At 63.7% G+C, this 20,514-nt stretch carries 19 protein-coding genes; 4 read left to right on the top strand and 15 right to left on the bottom strand.

All coding sequences use genetic code 11. The features are described from left to right. Positions 1–85: 85 nt before the first annotated feature. From AC5RTB_RS02205 to AC5RTB_RS02150, 12 genes are all read right to left on the bottom strand, one after another. Positions 86–805: a MazG nucleotide pyrophosphohydrolase domain-containing protein gene (locus tag AC5RTB_RS02205; protein ID WP_494059437.1), complete on the bottom strand. Its 720-nt coding sequence runs from the start codon at positions 803–805 to the stop codon at positions 86–88. Then, positions 802–1,944, bottom strand: a complete 1,143-nt coding sequence (locus AC5RTB_RS02200; protein WP_494059436.1) for an adenosine deaminase — start codon at positions 1,942–1,944, stop codon at positions 802–804. The genes AC5RTB_RS02205 and AC5RTB_RS02200 overlap by 4 nt, the downstream gene beginning before the upstream one ends. Next, positions 1,941–2,660 (bottom strand): DedA family protein, encoded by a 720-nt coding sequence (locus tag AC5RTB_RS02195; protein ID WP_494059435.1) that lies wholly within the window; start codon positions 2,658–2,660, stop codon positions 1,941–1,943. Before AC5RTB_RS02195 ends, AC5RTB_RS02200 begins: the two co-directional genes overlap by 4 nt. Before the next feature lie 261 nt (positions 2,661–2,921). Continuing rightward, positions 2,922–4,208: a thymidine phosphorylase gene (locus AC5RTB_RS02190; RefSeq protein WP_494059434.1), complete on the bottom strand. Its 1,287-nt coding sequence runs from the start codon at positions 4,206–4,208 to the stop codon at positions 2,922–2,924. Beyond that, positions 4,205–4,693, bottom strand: coding sequence for a cytidine deaminase (locus AC5RTB_RS02185; protein WP_494059433.1), 489 nt, complete (start codon positions 4,691–4,693; stop codon positions 4,205–4,207). Before AC5RTB_RS02185 ends, AC5RTB_RS02190 begins: the two co-directional genes overlap by 4 nt. A gap of 4 nt (positions 4,694–4,697) precedes the next feature. Further along, entirely contained in the window at positions 4,698–5,981 is a 1,284-nt protein-coding gene (locus AC5RTB_RS02180; protein WP_494059432.1) for an ABC transporter permease, read from the bottom strand. Further along, a complete protein-coding gene (locus tag AC5RTB_RS02175) occupies positions 5,978–7,282 on the bottom strand; it encodes an ABC transporter permease (RefSeq protein ID WP_494059431.1) in 1,305 nt (434 codons plus the stop codon). Before AC5RTB_RS02175 ends, AC5RTB_RS02180 begins: the two co-directional genes overlap by 4 nt. After that, positions 7,279–8,865, bottom strand: a complete 1,587-nt coding sequence (locus AC5RTB_RS02170; RefSeq protein WP_494059430.1) for an ABC transporter ATP-binding protein — start codon at positions 8,863–8,865, stop codon at positions 7,279–7,281. Before AC5RTB_RS02170 ends, AC5RTB_RS02175 begins: the two co-directional genes overlap by 4 nt. A 167-nt stretch (positions 8,866–9,032) precedes the next feature. Beyond that, a complete protein-coding gene (locus tag AC5RTB_RS02165; protein WP_494059429.1) occupies positions 9,033–10,118 on the bottom strand; it encodes a BMP family lipoprotein in 1,086 nt (361 codons plus the stop codon). A gap of 269 nt (positions 10,119–10,387) precedes the next feature. Next, positions 10,388–11,446, bottom strand: a complete 1,059-nt coding sequence (locus tag AC5RTB_RS02160; RefSeq protein WP_494059428.1) for an LLM class flavin-dependent oxidoreductase — start codon at positions 11,444–11,446, stop codon at positions 10,388–10,390. Positions 11,447–11,495: 49 nt separating this feature from the next. Beyond that, the gene (locus AC5RTB_RS02155) at positions 11,496–12,701 is read right to left on the bottom strand and encodes an amidohydrolase (RefSeq protein ID WP_494059427.1); all 1,206 of its coding nucleotides are present in this window, start codon (positions 12,699–12,701) and stop codon (positions 11,496–11,498) included. A 78-nt stretch (positions 12,702–12,779) separates the two neighbouring features. Further along, positions 12,780–13,901 carry a mannose-1-phosphate guanylyltransferase gene (locus tag AC5RTB_RS02150; protein ID WP_494059426.1) on the bottom strand — a complete coding sequence of 374 codons (1,122 nt, stop codon included), beginning with the start codon at positions 13,899–13,901 and terminating at the stop codon, positions 12,780–12,782. A 273-nt stretch (positions 13,902–14,174) separates the two neighbouring features. Between AC5RTB_RS02150 and sdhC the strand changes: the two genes are divergently transcribed. The 4 genes from sdhC to AC5RTB_RS02130 all read left to right on the top strand — a co-directional run bounded on the left by sdhC (position 14,175) and on the right by AC5RTB_RS02130 (position 17,667). Beyond that, complete coding sequence (gene sdhC / locus AC5RTB_RS02145; RefSeq protein ID WP_494059425.1) at positions 14,175–14,555, top strand: succinate dehydrogenase, cytochrome b556 subunit; 381 nt, start codon at positions 14,175–14,177, stop codon at positions 14,553–14,555. A 3-nt stretch (positions 14,556–14,558) separates the two neighbouring features. Next, the gene (locus AC5RTB_RS02140) at positions 14,559–15,026 is read left to right on the top strand and encodes a succinate dehydrogenase hydrophobic membrane anchor subunit (protein WP_494059424.1); all 468 of its coding nucleotides are present in this window, start codon (positions 14,559–14,561) and stop codon (positions 15,024–15,026) included. Between the two features lie 74 nt (positions 15,027–15,100). Then, entirely contained in the window at positions 15,101–16,879 is a 1,779-nt protein-coding gene (gene sdhA / locus AC5RTB_RS02135) for a succinate dehydrogenase flavoprotein subunit (RefSeq protein ID WP_494059423.1), read from the top strand. Further along, positions 16,879–17,667 carry a succinate dehydrogenase iron-sulfur subunit gene (locus tag AC5RTB_RS02130; protein ID WP_494059422.1) on the top strand — a complete coding sequence of 263 codons (789 nt, stop codon included), beginning with the start codon at positions 16,879–16,881 and terminating at the stop codon, positions 17,665–17,667. Before sdhA ends, AC5RTB_RS02130 begins: the two co-directional genes overlap by 1 nt. Positions 17,668–17,790: 123 nt before the next feature. Here the strand turns inward: AC5RTB_RS02130 and AC5RTB_RS02125 are convergent, their stop codons facing one another. Genes AC5RTB_RS02125 through trpS form a run of 3 tightly spaced genes read right to left on the bottom strand, consistent with a single transcriptional unit; the run spans position 17,791 to position 20,513 of the window. Further along, positions 17,791–18,900 carry a YihY/virulence factor BrkB family protein gene (locus AC5RTB_RS02125; RefSeq protein WP_494059421.1) on the bottom strand — a complete coding sequence of 370 codons (1,110 nt, stop codon included), beginning with the start codon at positions 18,898–18,900 and terminating at the stop codon, positions 17,791–17,793. Next, positions 18,860–19,465 (bottom strand): 2'-5' RNA ligase family protein, encoded by a 606-nt coding sequence (locus AC5RTB_RS02120; RefSeq protein ID WP_494059420.1) that lies wholly within the window; start codon positions 19,463–19,465, stop codon positions 18,860–18,862. Before AC5RTB_RS02120 ends, AC5RTB_RS02125 begins: the two co-directional genes overlap by 41 nt. A gap of 4 nt (positions 19,466–19,469) precedes the next feature. Then, positions 19,470–20,513 (bottom strand): tryptophan--tRNA ligase, encoded by a 1,044-nt coding sequence (gene trpS / locus AC5RTB_RS02115; RefSeq protein ID WP_494059419.1) that lies wholly within the window; start codon positions 20,511–20,513, stop codon positions 19,470–19,472. Between the last annotated feature and the right edge of the window lies 1 nt (position 20,514).

Below are 20,514 nucleotides of genomic sequence, written 5' to 3'. Positions count from 1 at the left end.
GGATTCGTACTCAGCCTAATTCAAAGCGGCGGTCAATGACTGTCCGTGACGGCGGGCTTTCAATCAGGGATAGTCGGAAACCCCGTCAGGAGTGGGCCGCAGTCTCCGTGGGGATGCTCTCCCCGGGGTATGCCAGGTGCGCATCCTGGTACTTTCGCACCGCAACGCGGAGCGCCCGCTCCGGATCCAGACCGGCGTCGACAGCCTGTCCGACGACGGCGAGCAGCACCTCACCGAGCTCCTCCTCCGATGCCGGGTCCGCCTCGCCGGCACGCACGACGGCGCCGGACGCCTCCCGTCGGATTGCTCCGTCGCGTTTGGCCCGCTTGAGGGTTTTCGCGGCCTGAGCGAGCGCCGGAAGACCGTGCGGGATGCTGGCGAACGGCGTCGAATCCCCCGGTCGTTCCCGCCGCTTGATGCTGTGCCAGGCCGCCTCGATTTCCTCGACGGACGACGGAAACGTCTCCCGCAGTCCGCCGTCGGCAGTGAAGACGTGGGCGTTCCGCCGGATCATCTTGTCGGTGAGACCGTCAATGACCTCGGCCATCGCGAATGAACCGCGTTCCTCCTGCAGGCGTGCGTGAAGCACTACCTGCAGAAGGACGTCGCCCAGCTCGGAGCGCAGTTCGTCGGCACCTGCCGGCCCTTCCAACACGTCGAGGAGTTCGTAGCACTCCTCGACGAGGTACTCGGCGAGCGACTCATGCGTCAGCGCACCCATCCAGGGGCAATGCTCACGCAACTGTCGAATCACCTCGAGCAGCCGCTCAAGGGAAGCGCCTGCGTGCTGGGCGCTTCCGGTCATGCTCCGCCGGTGCCGTCGTACCCCTGCGCAATGAGCTCGGCGAGCGCGGTGCGGCTGTCGAGGGGCAGGAACGCGGCCTCGACAGCGTTGAGGGTGAGCTCCAGGAGGTCATCGAGATCATAATCGAAGGTTTCGACGAGAAGCTCGAATTCGTCCGTGAGCGTTACACCGCTCATCAGGCGGTTGTCCGTGTTGACCGTGACGTTGAAGCCGAGCTGGTAGAGCAGGTCGATCGGGTGGCTGGTGATGTCCTTGCCGAATGCCTCGATCGCTCCGGTCTGCAGGTTCGACGACGGGCAGACCTCCAGCGGAATCCCGCGGTCACGGACCCAGGCGGCCACCTGGCCCAGGCTGGCCATTCCGACCGGGGAGTCGGAGCCGCCGTCGTCATCGAACTCCACGGTGATGTCCTCGGCGATGCGCACGCCGTGGCCTAGCCGCTGCGCCCGACCATTCACGAGTGCGTCCACGATGCTCTCGACGCCGGCAGCCTCACCCGCGTGGACCGTCGCCGGGAACTGGTGCTGTGCGAGATAGGTGAAGGCGTCGGCGAACCGGGCAGGTGGGAAGCCGTCCTCGGCGCCGGCGATGTCGAAACCGACTGCGCCGCGGTCACGGTGCCGGACAGCCAGTTCGGCGATTTCCTGGCCGCGGTCAGCGTGCCTCATCGCCGTGATGAGCTGGCCCACCTGGATGGTGCCCCCGCGTGCGGCGACGGCCTCCACGCCGGCGTCGAGGCCTTCCTGCACTGCCTCGACCGCCTCGTCGAGGGAAAGCCCCCCGGTCAGGTGCTGCTCAGGAGCCCAGCGCACCTCGCCGTAGACCACTCCGTCATCGGCAAGATCCTCCACGAACTCCTGTGCAACGCGGGACAACCCTTCGCGGGTCTGCATGACCGCAATGGTGTGGTCGAACGTTTCCAGGTAGCGCACCAGGGAACCGGAATCGGCCGAGTCGCGGAACCACTGGCCGAGCGCGACCGGGTCCGTCGAGGGGAGCTGGTGGCCAACCGCTTCGGCGAGCTCGATGATCGTCGCGGGCCGCAGGCCACCGTCGAGGTGATCGTGCAGCGACACTTTCGGCAGGGCGCGAATGTCGAAGGAGATATCGGTGGCAAGGGAAGTCATTGGTTCAGTCACAGGCCAAGACTACGCGAGGCCAGGGGCTCCACTGCAGGTTCCACAACACTGTCCAGTTTGACGACCTGTGGTTGCAGCGGCTCGGGACGCGGCCTCGTCGGGGTCGATCCGCGGACGGCGCTGATGATGCGGTCCACGATGAAACCGAGGATCACTGCAACCGTGATCGCGACGGTGACACCAAGCAGGTGATTGTCCGCGAACCAGGCTCCGGCGAGGGCACCGATACCCACGGAATAGCTGCCCCACGCTATTGCCGAGATGCAGGTCAGCGCGAGGAACCGTCGTCGTGAGTATCCGGTTGCGCCGGCGGTGAGGTTGACTGCAACCCGCCCGAACGGCACGAAACGCGCGACCAGGATCAACGAGGCCGCGCGCTTCTCTAGCTCGTACCCGGCCCATTCGAAAGCCTTCTGCGAACGCGGGCGGCGCATCCAGCGGAACCGCTGTGTGCCTACACCCCGGCCCATCGCATAGGCCACGTTATCGCCGACGAAGGCTCCGAGGGCGGAGACCAGCATCAGCAGCCATACGTTGGGCACCCCCTGGGTGATCACCAGTGAAGCGAGACCCACCACCACAGACTCGCTCGGAAAGGGCGGAAAGAACCCGTCTACGGTGCAGCAGATGAACACCAGCAGGTAGACCCACGGCTGTTCGGCGGTACTGAGGATGAACTCACTCAGTCCATTCGTGACAGCATTGATGGCGTCCACTACCTGTGCTCCTTGGATTGTACGGATCGGCTCACGAATGCCGCCGTATCAGGTGGGTCAGTGACCACTTAAACCATGCCAGCAGCGAATCGAAGGGGTCCATGGGGTATACCCCTGTTGCACCCCTGATCCAAGCTTTTTCCAAGGTTATGGTGCGGCGGGTCCCGAACGCGTCGCCCGAAGGGCTGATCTTCCCCCGGGCCCTCTCCGCCCCGGGTACTAGGGGAGGTCCCTCCGTTAGTAGGGGATGCCCCTTACGGGTCAGGCGATGCGGTCGATGATGAGCTGCTGCGCCGGGCGTGCACCCTCCGGAGCAATGACGACGGCGGTTTCCAGTGCCTCGCGCGCCCGGTCAAACTTCTCGGGGGTGTCGGTGAGCAGGGTCATCAGCGGTTCGCCCGCGCGGACCACCGCTCCCGGCTTGGCGTGGAGCCGCACACCGGCCCCGGCCTGGACCGCGTCCTCCTTGCGGGCGCGGCCGGCGCCGAGGCGCCAGGCGGCAACTCCAACGGCCAGTGCGTCAAGCTCAACCAGGACACCGTCGGCCGGCGCGTAAACGGTCTCCGACTCCCTGGCCACGGGAAGCGCTGCATGCGGATCCCCGCTCTGTGCACCGATCATGCGGTTCCAGACATCCATGGCCCGTCCGTCCTTGAGCGCCTCCGCAGGGTCGGCATCGTTGACACCGGCGGCGCTCAGCATTTCTTCCGCGAGCCGGACGGTCAGTTCGACCACATCCTGCGGACCCCCGCCGGCGAGTACCTCCACGGACTCTTCCACCTCGATGGCGTTGCCCGCGGTTAATCCGAGCGGCGTGGACATGTTGGTCAGCAGCGCGACGGTCTTCACTCCGGCGTCCGTTCCGAGGGCGACCATCGTCTCGGCAAGTTCGCGGGCCTGCGTTTCCTTCTTCATGAACGCGCCGCTGCCAACCTTCACGTCCAGGACGAGCGAGCCCGTCCCTTCCGCGATCTTCTTGCTCATGATCGACGAGGCGATCAACGGAATGGCTTCCACCGTTCCGGTGACGTCCCGCAGGGCGTACAGCTTCTTGTCCGCCGGAGCCAGCCCGGCACCGGCTGCGCAGATAACCGCGCCGACGTCGGCCAGCTGCGCCATCATCTCGTCATTCGAGAGCTGCGCACGCCAGCCCGGGATCGACTCGAGCTTGTCCAGGGTGCCCCCGGTGTGGCCGAGGCCGCGTCCGGAGAGCTGCGGCACCGCGACGCCGAAGACGGCGACAAGCGGCGCGAGCGGGAGGGTGATCTTGTCGCCCACTCCCCCGGTGGAATGCTTGTCACTGGTCGGCTTCCCGAGGGAGGAGAAGTCCATCCGCTCGCCGCTGGCGATCATGGCCGCCGTCCACCGGGAGATCTCTTCACGGTCCATGCCGTTGAGGAGGATCGCCATGTTGAGGGCTGCCATCTGCTCGTCGGCGATGGCGCCGCGGGTGTACGCGTCGATCGTCCAGTCGATCTGGGCCGGGCTCAGCGTTCCCCTGTCGCGCTTGATACGGATGATGTCGACGGCGTCGAACTGCTCGCTCATGTGGTTTGTCCTGTCCGGGCGGTGCCCGTCTCTGCGAGATCCTGCGGACCAAACGCGTCCGGCAACACCTCGTCCATGGTCTTGATACCGCTCACCGTCATCAGCAGCATGCCCGGAGCGCGGAATTCGTAGAGCAGCTGCCTGCAGCGGCCGCACGGCATCAGCGCGTTGCCGTTGCCATCCACGCAGCTGAACGCAACCAACCGGCCGCCGCCGGTCATCTGGAGCTGACTCACCAGCGAACACTCCGCGCACAGAGTGAGCCCGTAGGAAGCGTTCTCCACATTGCAGCCGGACACTATCCGTCCGTCCTCCGTGAGGGCCGCAGCCCCTACCGGGAAGTTGGAGTACGGGACGTAGGCCTTCCGCATGGCTTCAGTAGCGGCTTCCGCGAGCCCCGCCCAAGGTAGTTCCGGGGCAGAGTCGGCGGGCGCCGTCGTCGTGGGAGTGGTTTGGGTTGTTTCGGATTCATCAGATGCGCTCATGGTGCTACTCCTTGACGTACGGGATGCCGCCGGCAGCCGGCGGACGGGCACGCCCGACCAGGCCCGCAACCGCCAGGATCGTCACGATGTACGGCAGCATGGCCAGGAACTGGCTCGGGACGTCCGTACCGATGATCGAAAGGACAAAACGCAGGTTTGTCGCGAAGCCGAACAGCAGCGCGGCGAAGAACGCCCCGATCGGGTTCCAGCGGCCGAAGATGAGTGCGGCGAGGGCAATGTAACCCTGGCCGGCCGTCATGTCCCGGGTGAAGGTGCTCACCGAAACCAGCGTGAAGAACGCACCGCCGAATCCGGCGACAGCGCCGCCCAGAAGGACGTTCCAGAACCGCGTGGCGTTGACCTTGATGCCCATCGTGTCGGCAGCCTGCGGGTGCTCGCCGACGGCGCGAACCCGCAGCCCCCACTTGGTGCGGAAGAGCCCGACCCAGATCACGATCACGGCGATGTACATGAAGTACCCGACAATGGTCTGCTGGAACAGGATCGGCCCGATCACGGGGATGTCCGCCAAAAGCGGAACGCGGATTTCAGGCAACCGCGGCGGGGAGTTGAACGTTGCCGAGTCACGGCTGAGCAGCGTGGACGCGAGGAACCCGGTCAGTCCGGAAACCAGTACATTCAGAACCACCCCGACAATGATCTGGTTCACCAGGTACTTGATGCTGAAGATCGCAAGGATCAGCGAGACCAGCATGCCGGCAAACGCAGCCGCGAACAGTCCGACGTAGACGTTGCCGGAGACAGAGGCGGCGACGGCGGCTGCAAACGCGCCGGAGAGGAGCTGGCCCTCGATCGCGATATTCACGACGCCGACGCGCTCGCACAGCACACCCGAGAGCGATCCGAAGATCAGCGGGATGGCCAGCGTGACCGAGCCTGCAACGAGGCCCGCCAGCGAAATGGACGGCCGGTCGGCGATCCCGACCACCCAGGTCAGGAATCCCGCGACGAAGAACACCGCGTAGACGATGCCGGCCCAGCGGTTGATCCTCTCACCACGACGAACCTGCAGAAACGCGTAAGCCGTGATTGCGATCAGCACGAGGGCTACGACCCAGCCGACCACGTTCGCCGGCAGCTCGAGGTCCGCGAGCCGGAACCGGTCGGAATCGTCCGAGACACGGAAGACAGCGGTGGTGGCGGGTCCCCCGAGGGCGAAGACGAGCAGCGCCACGAGCGCGCCGAAGCCAAAGCCGATCGGTGCCTTCCAGCTCCGGCCGGACGGTGCTGTGTCCAGCGTGTCGGTCACGGTTGTTGCGATGCTCATGCTGCACCTCCGGATGCGGTGACCTTCTGGTCTTTGGCCGGCTTGCGCTCTTTGCGGGACTTCTTCTTCCGGTCAATCCGGAAGATTGCCTTGACCAGCGGCGGCGCAGCGATAAAGAGGACAATGAGTGACTGGACCACGAGGACGATGTCGATCGGGGTCCCCGTCAGGGTCTGCATCTGCACGCCTCCGGCACGGAACGCGCCGAACAGGACTCCCGCGAAGAACACGCCCCACGGGTGTGAGCGGCCCAGCAGTGCAACGGTGATCGCATCGAACCCGAAGCTCGCGGCGATGCCGCTGGTAAGCACGCGCTCCGTTCCGGCGACCTGCGCAACACCGGCGAGGCCGGCGAGGCCGCCTGCAAGCATCATGACGACGACGTAGCCCTTGGTGACACTGATACCCGCCGTGCGTGCCGCGAACGGGTTGGCCCCGACCGCCCTCAGCTCGAAACCGATCGTGGACCGCTTGAGCAGCCACCAGACGCCGTAGGTGGCGGCCACCGCAATGATGAAGCCGAGGTGCAGCCGGAACTGGGGACCGAGGATCTGCGGAAATATCGCCGTTTGATCCAGGCGGGGGCTGATCGGGTTCGATGAGCCGGGGTTCTGGAACGCGGGCGTGGTCAGGAGGAAACCGACCAGATAGATGGCGATGTAGTTCAGCATGATGGTCACAATGACCTCGTGCGCGCCGGTTCGGGCCTTGAGGATGCCGGGAATGAAACCCCACAGCGCGCCGCCCACGAATCCGGCGATCACCACGAACACCAGGTGCAGCCCGAACGGCAGCTGCCAGGAGAAACCGATCCAGCCGGCGAAGGTGGCGCCAAGGATGATCTGCCCCTGCGCGCCGATGTTGAACAGTCCTGCGCGGAACGCCACTGCCACACCCAGACCGGCGAGAATAAGCGGCGTGGCCACGGTGAGCGTTTCGGTCAGCGGCCGGAACATCAGTGCGAGGGAGTCGGCGCGCGGGTTGAACACAGCACCCTGGAACAGGGCCACGTAGGCCCCGCTTGCCGCTTCCCATGCAGCCGCGAGCGTGTCCCCTGGACGGCTGAAGAAGTACGACGACGCTGCCGCCACGTCCTCATCAGTCAGGGCAATCAGGATACCGCCGAGAATTATCGAGAGCACGACGGCGAGAACCGCCACGAGCGATGATCCGGTGACAATGCTCTTCAGGATGCCGCGGCCACGGTCCTCTTGATCTGCGGGGGCCGGCGTTGTGTCGCCCGTTCCCGGACTGGGCGGCGGGGCTGCTGACTCAAGGTTGGGCCTGTCGACGGCGCTCATCGGTTTTCCTCCCCGGCAAGCCGGTCCTCATCGGTTGCCCGTCCGCGTTCTGCCTGGGCAGAGGCGTCCTGCCGCAGTGCTTCCTCAGCCGTCATGCCGGCCATCATGAGACCGAGCACGTCGCGGGACGTGTCTCCGGGCACCACGCCCATGAGCTCTCCTCCATGTAGGACCGCAATGCGGTCCGCAAGTTCACTGATTTCATCGAGTTCAGTGGACACAATCATGACCGGTGTGCCGCCGTCGCGCTCGGTGATGATGCGCTTGTGCAGGAATTCAATCGATCCCACGTCCACGCCACGGGTGGGCTGTGAGGCAATGAAGAGGTTCAGCGGCCGTGAGAGCTCACGGGCGAGGACCACCTTCTGCTGGTTGCCGCCGGAGAGCGTGCTCACGGGCGCTTCCGCGCTCTGCGTTCGCACATCGAACTCCGCGACCTTTTCACGCGCATTCCTGAGCACCACGGAGGGCTTCATGGCGAGTCCCCTGGCGTAGGGAGGCTCGTTGTACCAGTTGAGGATCATGTTCTCCGCGATCGAGAAGCTGCCGACCAGTCCGTCCACTTTGCGGTCTTCGGGGACGAAGCCCACACCTTCGCGGATGATGTCCTTGACCTTCATACCGAGGAGTTCCTTACCGTTCAGCTGCACTGAACCGGATGCGTGCGGGTGCAGCCCGAGGATGGCCTCGGTGAGCTCGGTCTGGCCGTTGCCCTGCACTCCGGCCACCGCGAGGATCTCCCCTTCGGAGATGTCGAAGCTGACGTTGTCCACGAGGTTCTGCCCGCTGGGCCCGGGGACCGTCAGGTTCCGGACCTTGAAGGTGGTTTCACCGGGAGTGGCCGGGGCCTTGTTGAGGTTCAGGCTGACCTGCCGCCCGACCATCATGGAAGCCAGGTCACTTGTGCTGGCGGTGGGTTCAACGGTTCCGACGACGGCGCCCCTGCGGATCACCGTGATGACATCGGACACTGCCTTCACTTCGCGCAATTTGTGGGAAATGAAGACGATCGCGGTGCCACCGGCCTTCAGCTCCTCAATGATCTGGATCAGCTCGTCGGTTTCCTGCGGGGTGAGCACGGCGGTGGGCTCGTCCAGAATCAGCACTTCGGCTTTGCGGACGAGCGCCTTGATGATCTCCACACGCTGCTGCACTCCGACGGGGAGGTCCTCCACGAGTGCATCGGGATCGACGTCGAACCCGTAGCGGTCGGAGATCTCACGGATACGTGCGCGGGTCTTGTCGAGGTCCAGAATCCCGCCCGCCTTGGTGTACTCGTCACCGAGCGCGACGTTTTCAGCGACGGTGAAGACCGGGATCAGCATGAAGTGCTGGTGCACCATGCCGATTCCCGCGGCCATGGCATCGCCGGGTCCGCGAAAGGTAACGGGCCGTCCGTCAATGAGGATGCGTCCGTCAGTCGGTTCATAGAGTCCATAGAGGACGTTCATGAGCGTCGACTTGCCGGCACCGTTCTCGCCGAGGAGGCAGTGCACCTCACCTGGATTCACAACCAGATCAATATTGTCATTGGCAACTAGGGAGCCAAACCTTTTGGTGATTCCCTGCAGTTCGAGCTTCACAACCCCAACCAACCTGTCTTTTGTGGGAGCCGGCGGTCAGCGATCGGGCACTTCCTGCCCGTTCACACGCCGGCGGATACAGATTCAGCTCAACCGTAACGCGAACACGCCGCCCGCTCCTCAGGACGGTGGATCCATTCTGGGAGCGGGCGGCGCGTTACACCTGGTTATTGCTGGGGGCTTGCCTCAGACTCGACTGCAATTTCGCCTGAGATGATGCCTGCCTTGATCTCATCGAGTTCAGCAGTCATCTCGTCCGAGACGGCTTCTTCCTGATCGTGGAACGGCGCAAGTGCAACGCCGCCGTTTTCGAGGGTGCCGACATACGGCTCGTTGCTGAAGTTGCCTTCAACATCTTCGGTGATGACCTGCTCCACTGCCTCGCCCATGAGCTTCATGACGGAGGTGAGGATGTACTCGGTTCCGCTCTCAACGGTCTCGTAGCCGTCGGAGTCGACCCAGATCACCTTGTTGGTGCCGCCGCCCGCGTTGGCTTCTCCAACGGCCTCAATGGTTCCGAGACCTACAGGGCCAGCCACCGGCATGATGATGTCTGCACCCTCGTTGAGGAAGTTCTGGGTGTTGGTCTTGCCTGCAGCCTGATTGGAGAAGTCACCGACGAAGGTGCCGGTCTGTGCTTCCTTGTCCCAGCCGAGCAACTGGACGTCAGCGTCCTTCTGCTCGTTGTAGTAGGCGACGCCGTCCGCGAATCCGTCCATGAAGATGGTCACGGTCGGAATCTGGATACCGCCGTAGGTTGCGACCCTCCCGGTTTCGGAGGTTCCGGCGGCCAGGTAGCCGGCCAGGAAAGCAGCCTGGGCCGTGTCGTAGATGATCGGCTTCACGTTGGGAAGATCAATCTGGTTATCATCGACGATCGCGAAGTTGGTGTCTGGATTGGCTTCCGCAGCTTCGGCCGTGGTGGCGGAAAGCAGGAACCCCACAGTGACGATCAGGTCGCAGCCGGCCGAGACCATGGAATTGACGTTCGGTGTGAAGTCGGTCTCCGCCTGGGACTCGGCCTCGCGGACCTCAATCCCGAGCGACTCCTCCGCAGCCTGGATTCCCTCATAGCTGGACTGATTGAACGACTGATCATCAAACCCGCCCTCATCGGAGACGATGCAGCCGGTGTAGTCGGTGTAGTCGGTACCCTCGGCAGCGGGATCGGATCCGCCACCTTCCGTCTCCGCCGGCGGTGCACCGCAACCGGCGAGGATAAGGGCTGCTGCTCCCAGTGCTGCAACGGACATGCCGGTGCGGCGCCCTATCAAGCTCCGTGAATTCTTCAATGTTCCTCCGATAAGAAGTAAGCCCACGATCAAGAGATCAATGAGTGTCCGTTTGCGATCCCTTACCCGGAATACAAGCTCTGTTTTCATTGACGTTCGTGGCGCCGGTCCCGCCTCAATTCGGGACTCGATGACGATGCTTACTCTAGCGCCGGAGTGACCGGGCACACTACAAAAGCGCCGACCGGTTTCCACATTGTTCAGGTTTTGTTACCAACGGGTAGGTTGACCTACCGGACGCCGGATGCGTCAGCCTTCATGGCTTCCTGCGGCTGGCGCCAGGCGCCCGCGAGTTGAGTCAGGGAATCAATCCGGGAGCCGACGTCGTACGTGGTTCCTGTGACCATAAGTTCCTGCACCCCGGTATGTTCCACCAGCTCTTCAAGACGTGCGGTGACCTGGTCAGGCGTGCCGACGGCCTTGATCGCCGGCAGGTGCTCAAGCATCAACTGCTCCTGCTCCGTGAACGAACGCCTTGCGACCTCCTCGGGTGACACGATCGGTGCGAGTCGGCCCGACCGCAGCGAAAGTGCCATCACCTTTGCCGGACCGGCCAGGTACTCGGCCTCCTCCGCCGTGCCTGCCGTGAGGGCAGAGGTGGCCAGCATGGCATAGGGCTCGGCGAGCGCAGTCGAGGGCTGGAAGTTCGAGCGGTAGAGGCGCATGACCGCCGCCGGGTCTTCGTTTCCGAAGTGGTGCGCGTAGCTGTACCGCAGGCCGAGCATCCCGGCCAGCTGAGCGGAGTAACCGCTCGAGCCCAGCAGCCACACCTCAGGGAACGACGACGGCGACGGCGTCGCTGCCAGCCGCACCACCCGGTCAGGTGTCCGGTTGTCGCCGAGGAGGGCAAGCACTTCGAGGACGTGCTGGGGGAACTCTTCCACGCCGAGCCCGTCGACCTGCCGACGCAAGGCCATGGCGGTCATCTGGTCGGTGCCCGGCGCGCGACCGATGCCGAGGTCAATCCTGCCCGGATGCAGCGCCTCCAGCAGAGCGAATTGCTCAGCGACCACGAAGGGCGCGTGGTTGGGGAGCATAACACCGCCCGAACCCAGCCGGATCTGCTCGGTATGGGCGGCCAGATGCGCGATCAGCACCGCAGGACTGGTCGATGCGACGGCGGGCATGTTGTGGTGCTCGGCAACCCAGAAGCGGGTCAGTCCCATCTTATCGGCGGCGTGCGCGAGCCTGGTGCTGTCGGCGAGTGCATCCGAACTGGTGCGCCCGGACCCAACAGTGGCGAGATCGAGGACGGACAGGGGCACGCGGGGGTTATTGGAGCTGCTCACGCAGATAGGCAACCGCCGCGGTCACGCCTGCATTCCCGACTGCTCGCAGCTAGTGTCGCAGGCCGAGAATGGCGCGCATCGCTGCAGCGGCCATCACACGCACACCGCATCCGATGGCCTGCTCATCGGGGCGGTAGTCGCCACGGTGGAGGTCATAGGTTTCCCCGCCGGGGGTGCGCGTCCCGAGCCGCATCATTGCGCCGGGCACCTTCTGGGTCATCCAGGCGAAATCTTCACCGCCCATGGACTGGGGGGTGAGCACTACGGCATCCGGTCCCAGTTCGGCCCGGGCTGCGGCCTCGATCAGTCCGGTCTCCGCTTCGGTGTTCACCACGGGCGGCACTCCCCTGGTGTGTTCGAGCTTGACGTCCACACCGAACGGAGCAGCGAGCTGCCGCACGGTCTCATCCATCAGGTCACCTGCCGCTTCCCACGCCTCACCGTCGAGGCAACGCATGGTGCCGGACATGAATCCGTGGGCCGGGATGGCGTTGGGAGCCGATCCCGCGTGCATCTGTCCCCAGACCACGGAGACGGCGCTGCGCACGTCGATGCGGCGGGACAGGACTGCCGGGACGTTGGCCGCAATATGTGCCAGCGCAAACACCAGGTCTTCCGTGACGTGCGGACGGGAGGTATGCCCGCCGCGTCCGCTCAGCTCGACGCGCACGGTATCGGAGGCGGAGGTGATGGCGCCGATGCGGGTTCCCACGAGACCGACGTCGATGCGCGGGTCACAGTGAAGGGCGAGGATGCGGGGAACCTCATCCAGTACCCCCTGGGCGATCACGTCCAGGGCTCCACCCGGCATGGTTTCCTCGGCGGGCTGGAAAATGATCCGCACCCGCCCGTCGAGGGGAGATTCAGTGTCGATGTTGGAGAGCACGAGGGCAACGCCGAGCATCACCGACGTGTGGATGTCATGACCGCACGAGTGCGCTATGCCAGTGGAGGTGGAGGCATAGGGCAGCCCGGTCTCCTCGAGAACGGGAAGTGCGTCGATGTCCGCCCGGAGGGCGATCCTGATGTCACCGTCTCCAACGTCCACGTACAAACCCGTGTCCTGGAGCCGCTTGGGCTTCAGCCCCGCCGCTTCCAGTTGCTCAACAAGCCGGTCGGTGGTGCGGTATTCCTTGTGGGACAGTTCCGGATGTGCATGAATATCGCGCCGAAATCTCGTCAGCTCATCCAGCAGCGGAGTGACCCACACGCCCATATGTGGGACGACGGGAGCTTCGGTGGTAGTTTTCTGCACGACACAAGCCTAACGAACCTGCGTGCGGCCGCTCTAACCGGACGTCATTGAGCGACTCGCGGGCCCGTCAGCGCAGGCCTAGAGGACGTCGACGTCGCCGCTTGCCCGCAACGACTCGACCGCTTTTTTCACTTCCTGGGCATGTTCCTTGGTGGTCACCAGAAGCGCGTCGGGAGTATCAACGATCACGACGTCGTCGATACCGATCAGTGCGATGACACGCTTGGTATCGGACACCACAATGCCGGAGGCGTTTTCCGAGAAGACGCGCGCGCCCTCCCCCATCACCGTGAGCTCGCTGTTTTCCATGGCTGGGTTCAGCCGGCCGATCGCGGCGAAGTCGCCGACATCGTCCCAGCTGAAGTTTCCGGGAATCATGGCAACATCACCGGCTGCGGCGGCCGGTTCGGCGACTGCATAGTCAATGGCAATCTTCGGCAGGGTGGGCCACACGCGACGGGCCACCTCATTGCGGGAGCGGGTGTCCCAGGCCGCGGCGATCTCCATGAGTCCCCCGTAGAGGACAGGCTCGTTGGCCTCGAGGTGCTTGAGCATGAGTGCCACCGGCGCAACGAACATGCCCGCGTTCCAGCTGTACTTCCCACTGTCGATGTATTCGCGGGCGACCGCTACCGACGGCTTTTCCACGAACTCGATGACCGAGTGCGCGCTGGGAGCGCCTGCAATATCCAGGGGCTCACCGGCGCGGATATAACCGAAACCGGTGGACGGGTGAGTGGGCAGGATACCGATGGTCACGATGTAACCCTCCGCCGCTGTATGGACAGCCTCACGCACCGCAGCCTGGAAATCCTCCACAGGCGCAATCACCTGATCCGCGGCGAATGACCCCATGATGATCTCCGGATCGCGGTGGTAAAGAATCGCCGCGGCGAGGCCGATAGCCGCGCCCGAGTCCTTCGGCTCGCTCTCCAGGACGAGGTCGGAGTCCTTCAGCTCCGGAAGCTGCGCCAGCACAGCCCGGCGGTGTGCCTTGCCAGTGACTACCATGATCCGCTTGCCGCTGAGCGGGTGGAGCCGCTCGTACGTTGCACGGATCAAGGTGCTGCCGGAGCCGGTCAGGTCATGCAGGAACTTCGGGGCCGCTGCACGGGACAGCGGCCACAGTCGGGTGCCGGTTCCGCCTGCCGGGATCACGCCGTGAAAGCGGTCCAGGGGGCTCTGCTCTTGAGTAGTCATCGCTCCCACATTAACAGCAGCGATTAACACAGCGGTGTTATGCGGCTTGCAAGGCCCGCAGGTTTCGAACAGAGGGGTTCGGAATCGGACGGATCAGACGGCGGAAGGGCCATGCGGAGGCCCTCATGTTAACAAGGTCACAGTGTAGGGCGCCCTAAATTGAACCCCCCAACAGCCGCACCTAGATTAGGCTTGATGAAAGAGTGCTCTCGCGGGGCGACATTCCAGCGTTGAAGACGCGCTAACGCCTCCGCGACACAGGGAGGTTTTTCAGTGTCGAAGACACCAGCAGGCACCCTCTACCGTGGCCGTGAAGGCCAGTGGTCCTGGGTTGCGCATCGTATTACAGGCGTCGTGATCTTCTTTTTCCTACTGGTGCACGTACTCGACACCTCGCTGGTTCGGGTATCCCCGGAGGCATACAACATCGTCATTGAGTCCTACAAGAACCCAATCATGGGTCTCGGAGAGCTGGGACTGGTAGCCGCAATCGTCTTCCACGCCTTCAACGGCCTCCGTGTAGTCCTCGTTGACTTCTGGAAGAAGGGTCCCAGGTACCAGCGGCAGATGCTGTGGGCCGTCATCGGACTCTGGGCAGTCACCATGATCGCTTTCTCCATCCGCCATCTCTCTGTAGTTTTCGGAGGTCACTAAGCCATGGCTACTCCCACCGTTGAATCTCCCCGCTCGGGCCGCATCTCACCGCAGTACCTGCGCAGCGGCGGCTCCAAGGGCAACTTCGAGATGTTCGCGTGGCTGTTCATGCGGCTCTCCGGCGTGGTCCTGGTTGTACTGATCTTCGTGCATCTGTGGACCAGCATGGTCGCCGGTGAGGGCATTAAAGGAGTTGACTTCGGCTTCGTCGCGGGAAAATGGGCGAGCCCGCTGTGGCAGGTATGGGACCTCGTGATGCTGTGGCTGGCGATGCTGCACGGGACCAACGGCGTCCGTGTGATCATCAATGACTACGCCGAGAAGGACTTCACCCGGTTCTGGCTCAAGAACATCCTGTACCTTGCGGCGACCGTCATCATCGTGCTCGGCACGCTGGTGATCTTCACCTTCGATCCCTGCCCCGTAATCGACGGCGTTCCGCACGTCGCGGACTACTGCCCCGCACCCTAGGTCTCAAGGCGACTAGTCGCGCGAGCAACAGATTCGGCTAGGTACATCTTTAGATTCAACAGAAAGAGCACAGTATGCAGGTCCATAAGTACGACGTCGTTATTGTGGGCGCAGGTGGCGCCGGCATGCGCGCCGCGATTGAATCCGGCCAGCGCGCGAGGACGGCTGTACTGACCAAGCTCTACCCCACCCGCTCGCACACGGGTGCGGCGCAGGGCGGTATGTGTGCTGCCCTCGCCAACGTCGAGGAGGACAACTGGGAATGGCACACCTTCGACACCGTGAAGGGCGGCGATTACCTGGTTGACCAGGACGCCGCCGAGGTCATGGCGAAGGAAGCGATCGACGCGGTGCTTGACCTCGAAAAGATGGGTCTGCCGTTCAACCGCACGCCCGAGGGCCGCATTGACCAGCGTCGGTTCGGCGGTCACACCCGCGACCACGGCAAGGCCCCGGTCCGCCGGGCCTGCTACGCCGCTGACCGCACCGGACACATGATCCTCCAGACCCTGTACCAAAACTGCGTGAAGCACAACGTCGAATTCTTCAACGAGTACTACGTGCTCGACATGCTCTCGTTCGACGAAGAAGTGACCGTTGACGGCGTCACGCGCATTCAGAAGCGGGTTGCCGGCGTCGTCGCCTACGACCTCGCTTCCGGCGAACTGCATATCTTCCAGGCCAAGTCGGTTGTGTTCGCTTCCGGCGGCGTCGGCAAGGTGTACAAGACAACCTCCAACGCACACACGCTGACCGGCGACGGCATGGGCATTGCCTTCCGGCGCGGCATCCCTCTCGAGGACATGGAGTTCTTCCAGTTCCATCCGACCGGCCTCGCCGGTCTGGGCATCCTGCTCTCCGAGGCTGCCCGCGGTGAAGGCGCAATTCTGCGTAACTCCGAGGGTGAGCGTTTCATGGAGCGGTACGCCCCCACCATCAAGGACCTCGCTCCGCGTGACATCGTTGCGCGCTCGATGGCCAACGAGGTGCGTGAGGGACGCGGCGCCGGGCCCAACAAGGATTACGTCCTCCTGGACCTCACCCACCTGGAGCCTGCGCACATCGACGCGAAGCTGCCCGACATCACTGAATTCGCCCGCACGTACCTCGGTGTGGAGCCGTATACCGAGCCGGTGCCCGTCTTCCCGACGGCGCACTACGCGATGGGCGGCATCCCCACGAACGTCAAGGCGGAGGTGCTGCAGGACAATGACACCGTTGTCCCGGGTCTCTACGCCGCTGGTGAAGTTGCCTGTGTCTCCGTCCACGGCTCCAACCGACTCGGAACCAACTCGCTGCTGGACATCAATGTCTTCGGCAAGCGGGCCGGAATCGCAGCAGCCGAGTACGCCGCCACCGCAGACTTTGTTGAGATTCCGGAAAACCCGCTTGTGGAGACCCAGCGTCTTCTCGACACGATGCGCAGCTCCGAAGGCGGCGAGCGTGTTTCCCAGATCCGCCAGGAGCTGCAGGACATCATGGACGCCAACGTCCAGGTGTTCCGCACCGAGCAAACCCTGAAGGAAGCCCTCGAAGTCATTGACAAGCTCGAGGAGCGCTACACCCGCGTTACCGTCCAGGACAAGGGGAAGCGATTCAACCTTGACCTGCTTGAAGCCGTGGAGCTCGGCTTCCTGCTGGACATGGCCAAGGTCATGACGGCAGCTGCCCTGCACCGCAAGGAATCCCGCGGTGGCCACTTCCGCGAGGACTACCCCGAGCGTGACGACACGAATTTCATGACCCATTCCATGGCCTACAAGGATCCCTCCGCTATCGAAACCAGTGGCGTGCGCCTTGAGACCAAACCGGTAGTCTTCACTCGTTACCAGCCCATGGAGCGTAAGTACTGATGAGCACCCCAACTGTCGAAAAAGAACCGGCCTCGAAGGTCGACCTCGCACCCGGCGTAGGCGGCGGCGGTGAGATCCCCACCTTCGACATCACCCTGAAGGTGCGGCGCTACAACCCGGAGGTCTCTGACGAGGCTCACTGGGATGAGTGGAAGCTCACCATGTACGGCACGGACCGCGTGCTCGACGCCCTGCACAAGGTGAAATGGGAGCACGACGGCACTGTGTCGTTCCGGCGCTCCTGCGCCCACGGTGTGTGCGGCTCCGACGCCATGCGCATCAACGGCCGCAACCGCCTGGCCTGCAAGACCCTCCTGAAGGACCTTGACACCTCAAAGCCCATCCTGGTGGAACCGATCAAGGGCCTGCCGGTGGAGAAGGACCTCATTGTCGACATGGAGCCGTTCTTCCAGTCCTACCGGGAGATCATGCCGTTCCTCGTCAACCGCAGCCACGAGCCCACCCGGGAGCGGCTGCAGTCCGCCGAGGAGCGCGAGCGTTTCGACGACACCACCAAGTGCATCCTGTGCGCGGCATGTACCTCGTCCTGCCCGGTCTTCTGGACCGACGGACAGTATTTCGGCCCTGCCGCGATCGTCAATGCGCACCGTTTCATCTTCGACTCACGCGACGATGCCGGCGACATGCGTCTCGAGATCCTCAACGACAAGGAAGGCGTATGGCGCTGCCGTACCACCTTCAACTGCTCGGAGGCTTGCCCCCGCGGCATCCAGGTCACCCAGGCAATCGCCGAGGTCAAGCAGGCCATCCTGTCGCGCAAGCTCTAGCGGCCTGAGTTCTACCACCAACGCACGAAAGCGGCGCGTGGCCACCGGAAGGTGGCCGCGCGCCGTCGCCGTTCTGGGGGTTCACTTATCAGTAGCACGCCGTAAGTGCGCAGGAGTGCCCCCTCAGGCGCTCGTTGCTTCCGTAGTGCGAGCGGCCCTGCTGCGCTGGCGCAGCGACCGGGCACGGCCTCCACGGGCTTTGGAACGGGCAGACCTGGCGTCGGCGGCGCCGATCGCACCCCACGCCGTCGCCAGCAGGTAGACCTGGCTCAACAGGAAGAACCAGACGAACAGGCCGAGGATGACCGCGAAGGGCGCAAGCAACGGGTTGCGGTCCACGCCGGCCAGCAGGACTGTACTGAAGGTACGAAGGATGGTGCTGCCCACTCCGGCGATCAGGGCAGATTGAAGCAGCACCACTCGCGGCATCTGGACTGCAGACGCAGCCCGAAACAGAATTACCGCCACGAGCGTGTCGAGAAGGAGGGTGACCACGCTTCCGGCGATCTGCGTCAGTGGCCTGGCGGCACTATCCAGGCCCAGCCACGGGAGAACCAGGTCAAGGATCGTGTTGGCAACGACCCCCACCACGGTGGTCACAACGAGCGCCACAGCGAGAACCAGCAAGATCACCAGATCCTTGAGCTTCATCAGGATTGGATTTGTCTGGACGGGCGCCACGTCGAAAATACCGCGCATGCCTTCGCGTACGCCGCCGATCCATCGCAACGAGGTGAACAGCATGATCACCGTGGAGATGAGCAGCGTGACACTGAGGCTGGCTTCCAGGTCGAACAATTCCTCAGGGGTGACCAGGCCGTTTCCACCTCCCTCACCGTCGGTGTCGATGAGACCGGGGGTGGTTGAGTCCACCGCGCGCACAATCATCTGCTGCAGATCCGTGTTCCCGGCGACCACCAGCCCGACGATCGAGAACCCGACGACCAGCAGCGCGGCGATGGCGAAGAACATGTTGTACGCAATGCCGGCGGCCATCAGCGGCCCGTGGCGCCTCAGGTAGAGCTGAAAGGCCCGCACGGGACGGAAGGAGTTCAGCTTGGCAATCAGGTACTGGACGGTGGCCAGGAGAACGGGAACTCCCCCGCCTTTCTCGCGCCTGATGCGGCCGAGTTCGCGGCGGGCCCGCAGCACCTGCAGTTTGAGCTTTACCCGTTCCGTGGGGAACGGTGTATCAGGGCCCTGTTTCTTCGCCGGCGGCAGCGTTCTGGCCAAAAGTGAGCTCTTCCCGTAGTTTCCACACACCTGTGACGTCGTGCTCGTACAGTCCCATGGTACGTACGGAGAAGGTGGCCTCGAAGTCATCCAGTTGCCGCTCTGCCGAATCCATGTTCGTTTCGCTGACATCGTGGGCAACGGTGACATGCGGGTGGAAGGGGAACTCCAGCTCACGCGCGAGCGGTCCTGCCTGCAACCGTTGGTGCAGGTCCACGCAGGCGTCGAACCCCTCGGTCACGTTGACGAATACCACCGGGGTGAGCGGCCGGAAGGTACCCGTGCTCTTCAGGGTTACCGTGAACGGGCTCTGCGCAGAGGCAACCTCGCGCACATGGCGAATAGTCGACTGCCAGTCGGTCGAAGGGGTAGTGGTGATCAGGGTGATGTGGGGCGGGACGAGGTCAGCCATCGGATCTCCGAAGGAGGCACGCCAGCGCTCGAGTTCTCCGGCGATTGGCTCGGGAATGGCGATGACCACTCCTACGAGCTTGCCCTCCACAGCACGCCGGCCTACTACGTAGGTCGGTTGGCGCTGCTGGGTATCGCTGATGGGGTGGCTCATGATTCTAGAGGGCACCCGCCGGTCCGCGGCCCTGCGCTGGGAGAAACCCTACTTTTGAAAACACATCAGCCAGCGTAACGGATGCGATCTCCCGAGCCTTGTCGGCGCCGACCGCGAGTAGCCGGTCGAGCTCCGCGGGGTCGTCAAGCAGCTCCAGTGTCCGGGCCCGAACCGGCTCCAGACGGTCAACCACGATTTCTGCCAGCTCAACCTTGAGGTGTCCGTACATGCGGCCCTCGAAGTGCCCGACGACGTCATCCATGTCCTTGCCCGTCATGAGCGAATAGATGGACAGAAGGTTGGATACACCTGGCTTCTCCTCGCGGTCGAAGCGGATCTCGGTGCCGTCATCGGTCACAGCGGACTTGATGCGCTTGGCCGTGATCTTCGGCTCATCCATGATATTGATCAGGCCGGCGGCAGAGCTGGCTGACTTGGACATTTTGGCGGTGGGGTTCTGCAGATCGTAGATCTTCGCCGATTCCTTCTGGATGAACGGTTTGGGCACGACGAACGTCTCACCGAAACGAGTGTTGAACCGCTGAGCGAGATCCCGGCTGAGCTCGATGTGCTGGCGCTGGTCCTCGCCAACGGGAACGCCTTCCGGCTGGTACAGCAGGATGTCCGCAGCCTGAAGGATGGGATAGGTGTATAGCCCGACGGACGTGGAGTCGGGGCCCTGTTTCAGCGACTTGTCCTTGAACTGGGTCATACGGGACGCCTCGCCGAAACCGGTGATGCAGTTGAGGACCCAGGCCAGTTGGGCATGTTCGGGGACGTGGGACTGTACGAATAGCGTGCATTTGTCCACGTCCACCCCGCCCGCAATGTACTGGGCCGCAGTGAGCCGCGTGCGCTCAGCGAGCTCCGCCGGATCCTGCGGAACCGTAATCGCGTGCAGGTCCGGAATGAAGTAGATCGCGTCATAGGCGTCCTGCATCTTCACCCACTGCACAAGGGCACCCAGGTAATTCCCCAGATGAAGGGAACTACCGGAGGGCTGCATACCGGACAGGACTCGCTGGCGAGCTGTGGTGGAGGTGGTCATA

It is taken from the genome of Arthrobacter sp. M71 S08, assembly GCF_059089725.1.
This window is presented reverse-complemented; position numbering and strand designations above follow the sequence as displayed.